Here is a 3,253-nt window from a genome sequence, read left to right as displayed (position 1 = left end):
ATGGGCAAAAGAATATTGTCCGGGCAGATGCCGCGATGAATCAAGCCTGACTTGTGCAGCAATGCTACGCCTTCCATCACAGGCTGCAGCAGTGTGCGGGCCTCGGCAGGTGTCAGCGTGCGGCTGCGCAGGCTGAGGTAATGAGTCAGCGTCATACCCTTTTCGCTTTCCTCGATGGCATAGACGGTATTGTTTTCTTCCATCACGTCCAGGATGGTATTCAATCCCGTGGCCGGCGTCAGATTGCGAAGATCATCATACAGATCCTTGAAGTCCATGCGGCTGGTCTTGAACAGCACTTCCTTCCCTTCTTTGGGCATCAGGGCGCCGTCCGCACTGCGTCCGTTGCACAGGGTGACGGGAAAGTATTCCTTGATCAGGACAAAACGTTTTTCCTCGTTGAGAACGCCGCGGTAAGAAAGGCCGTCGCCGTCAGCGCTCAGATAACTGCCGACCGTATAGCGCCCGGCCAGCTGCGTGCCCAGCGGCAGCGCGCCTTCCGGATTTTGATTTTGCAGCGACCGCCCGCAATGGGGGCAATCGCCTTGATACCCGCCCTGCAGCGGCTGCAGGCAGTGCGGGCAAAGGAGTTCAGACATAGAGCTTCCTTTCCGTACAATACAAGAAAAGAGAGCAAAGACCGTTTCTTTACTCTCTCTTTTCTCGGCGCTCAGCGGTCGAGATCTTCCTCATTTTCCAACGAATGCCAGGCGTTCTGGACATCGTCATCTTCTTCCAGGGCATCCAGCAGTTTGCCCATCTGTACCAGCTGATCGGGATCGGTCAGGGTGGTGGTGGTAGTGGGAACCTGTGCCACATCAGCGGAGATAAAGGTGTAGCCTTTCTGTTCCAGCGCTTCGCACACAGCCGTAAAGTTCTCCGGCGTGGTGGTAACCTGGGCAGCTTCTTCGCCTGCGTCAAAATCCTCGGCGCCGGCATCCAGGGCATCCATCATCAGTTCGTCGGGGTCCTTGTCTTCCAGATCGACCACAATGACGCCCTTCTGGTTGAACAGGAAGCCGACGCAGCCCATCTGGCCCAGGTTGCCGCCGAACTTATCAAAGTAGTGGCGCATGTTGGCAGCCGTACGGTTTCGGTTATCAGTCAGGGTTTCGACCATAACAGCCACGCCGCCCGGGCCGTAGCCTTCATAGGTCATGGCTTCGTATTCAGCCTTGTCGCCGCCTTCGGCGCGCTTGATAATGCGCTGAATGTTATCGTTGGGCACACTGTTGGCCTTGGCCTTGGTGATCAGCGCTGCCAGCTTGGAGTTGGAAGCGGGGTTTGCACCGCCCTCCTTAACCGCCACAGCGATCTCGCGGCCGATCTTGGTGAACACCTTGGCGCGTGCGCCGTCGGTCTTTTCCTTCTTACGTTTGATATTATTCCATTTGCTATGTCCAGACATACGTGGTCCCCCTCGTTTGTATTCTTTCAAGCTTTTGACTTTAAGCCGATAATTACCAGTTAAGTATTATAGCACAACAAGACGTCCTTTTCAAGTACCGGCCGCGGTGCTTCCCCGGCAGAACGCCGGTTTACGGCATAAAAAATCCCTGCCGTTTGGCAGGGAGCTGAGTTTTGATCAATATTTGGCCGGATTGGCGGACAGATACTTCTTGACCATCAGAGCCACCTTAAAGACGATGGCATCGTCAAAGTTGCGCAGGTCCAGACCCGTCAGCTTGCGGATCTTTTCCAACCGATAGACCAGCGTGTTCCGGTGCACAAACAGCCCGCGGCTGGTTTCCGACACATTGAGGTTATTCTCAAAGAAGCGCTGAATGGTGAACAGCGTTTCCGCGTCCAGAGAATCGATGCTCTCCTGCTTGAACACTTCCCGCAGGAAAGCCTCGCAGAGGGTGGTAGGCAACTGATAGATCAAACGGGCAATGCCCAGGTGGTCATAGCTGATAACCTGGCGCTCGGTGTCGAACACCTTGCCCACTTCCATGGCGATCTGTGCTTCCTTGAAGCTGGAAGCCAGATCCTTGATGTTGCTGATGGGGGTGCCGATACCCACCACAGCCTTGATATAATGGTCGCCCTGGAGTGTATCCACAATGGACGTTGCCAGCTTTTCCATATCGCGGGTGTTGTTATCGGGTTTGATCTCTTTTACCAGCACGGTGTCGCTCTCGCTGATATTGAAGACAAAGTCCTTCTGCTTGTCCGGGAACAGGCCGCTGACCACATCATAAGCGGAAATATCATTGCCGGAAGTAACGCGAATCAGCAGCACTACGCGCTGCACGTCCGAAATGAAATGCAGTTCCCGCGCCTTGGCGTAGATATCGCCGGGCAGGATATTGTCCAGCACCACGTTCTTGATAAAATTGGTCTTGTCGAACTTTTCATCATGGTACTGCTTGATACACTGCAGGCTGATGGAAAGCATTGCCGAGAACTGCTCTGCCGTGGGGTCTGTGCCCTCCACAAAAGCAGCATAATCATTATGCTTTGCATTGGAAAACTGGTGATAAGAATATCCATCCCGTACAAAGGCATCCCCTGCTGTCTGGCGCACAGCTGCCACGCCGTCACGCACTTCGCCGATCTGCCCCAGTTCAGAGCAGGCGATGACCGTACCGGTTTCGTCTACAACGCCGACCACACGGTCGACGGCCTCCTTCATCTGGTAGACCACATTCTGGAATACCCTGTTTGCCATAATCTGTGACTCCCCTTTGGTTCATTTGGGTGTTTTGGCAACATGCCTTTTGGTAAACTGCCCGAAAACAGAAAGCTTCTGATGTATATTTTACACAATCGACTTGACTTTTGCAACATATTTTAACGAAAAAAGCAATATTTTCTTGTACAACTTTGTTTTGCATAAAAAATTCCCCCGCAAAAGCCACATTTGCGGGGGAAAAGTGTCCGTCATTTTGACGGCGATTCATCGTCAGAACCGTGCAGAGAGCCGGTACCGCCCTCCACAACGCCGCGGCGCTGGAACACGTAGGAAAAGCTGTGGAAGAAAATCTTCAGGTCCATGCCAAAAGTCAGGTGAGCAGCATATTCACCGTCATAGCGGGCCTTGACATCGATGGGCAGTTCGTCCCGTCCGTTGACCTGGGCCAGCCCTGTCAAGCCGGGGCGAATGTCGTTGGCATGCACCCGGTCCCGCGCTTCAATCAGGTCATACTGGTTGTAGAGCGCCGGGCGCGGGCCGATGATGCTCATCTGGCCGGCCAGAATGTTGTAAATCTGCGGCAATTCGTCCAGGCTGGTTTTGCGAAGGAATGCGCCG

General features: G+C 53.9%; 4 protein-coding genes. All 4 read right to left on the bottom strand.

All coding sequences use genetic code 11. The annotated features are described in order from the left end of the window. The coding region (locus tag H6B10_RS13510) for a serine/threonine-protein kinase (protein WP_345941849.1) at window positions 1-599 on the bottom strand (599 nt) is incomplete at its 3' end. 71 nt (window positions 600-670) lie between these two features. Then, a complete protein-coding gene (locus H6B10_RS13505) occupies window positions 671-1,408 on the bottom strand; it encodes a YebC/PmpR family DNA-binding transcriptional regulator (protein ID WP_204652084.1) in 738 nt (245 codons plus the stop codon). 177 nt (window positions 1,409-1,585) lie between these two features. Beyond that, entirely contained in the window at window positions 1,586-2,671 is a 1,086-nt protein-coding gene (locus H6B10_RS13500) for a PucR family transcriptional regulator (protein WP_204652083.1), read from the bottom strand. A 212-nt stretch (window positions 2,672-2,883) separates the two neighbouring features. Further along, window positions 2,884-3,253 (bottom strand): sugar transferase (locus tag H6B10_RS13495; RefSeq protein ID WP_204652082.1); only part of this gene is annotated, 370 nt, incomplete at its 5' end.

The sequence above is a fragment of the Gemmiger formicilis genome, assembly GCF_016901605.1.
GTDB classification, from domain to species: Bacteria; Bacillota; Clostridia; order Oscillospirales; family Ruminococcaceae; genus Gemmiger; species Gemmiger formicilis_B.
The sequence above is the reverse complement of the archived record's forward strand: the minus strand, read 5'-3'. Positions and strand labels throughout refer to the sequence as shown.

Coding starts and splice junctions, on each gene's coding strand:
- H6B10_RS13505 (WP_204652084.1), bottom strand. CDS start 1,408: ATGTCTGGACATAGCAAATGGAATAATATCAAACGTAAGAAGGAAAAG.
- H6B10_RS13500 (WP_204652083.1), bottom strand. CDS start 2,671: ATGGCAAACAGGGTATTCCAGAATGTGGTCTACCAGATGAAGGAGGCC.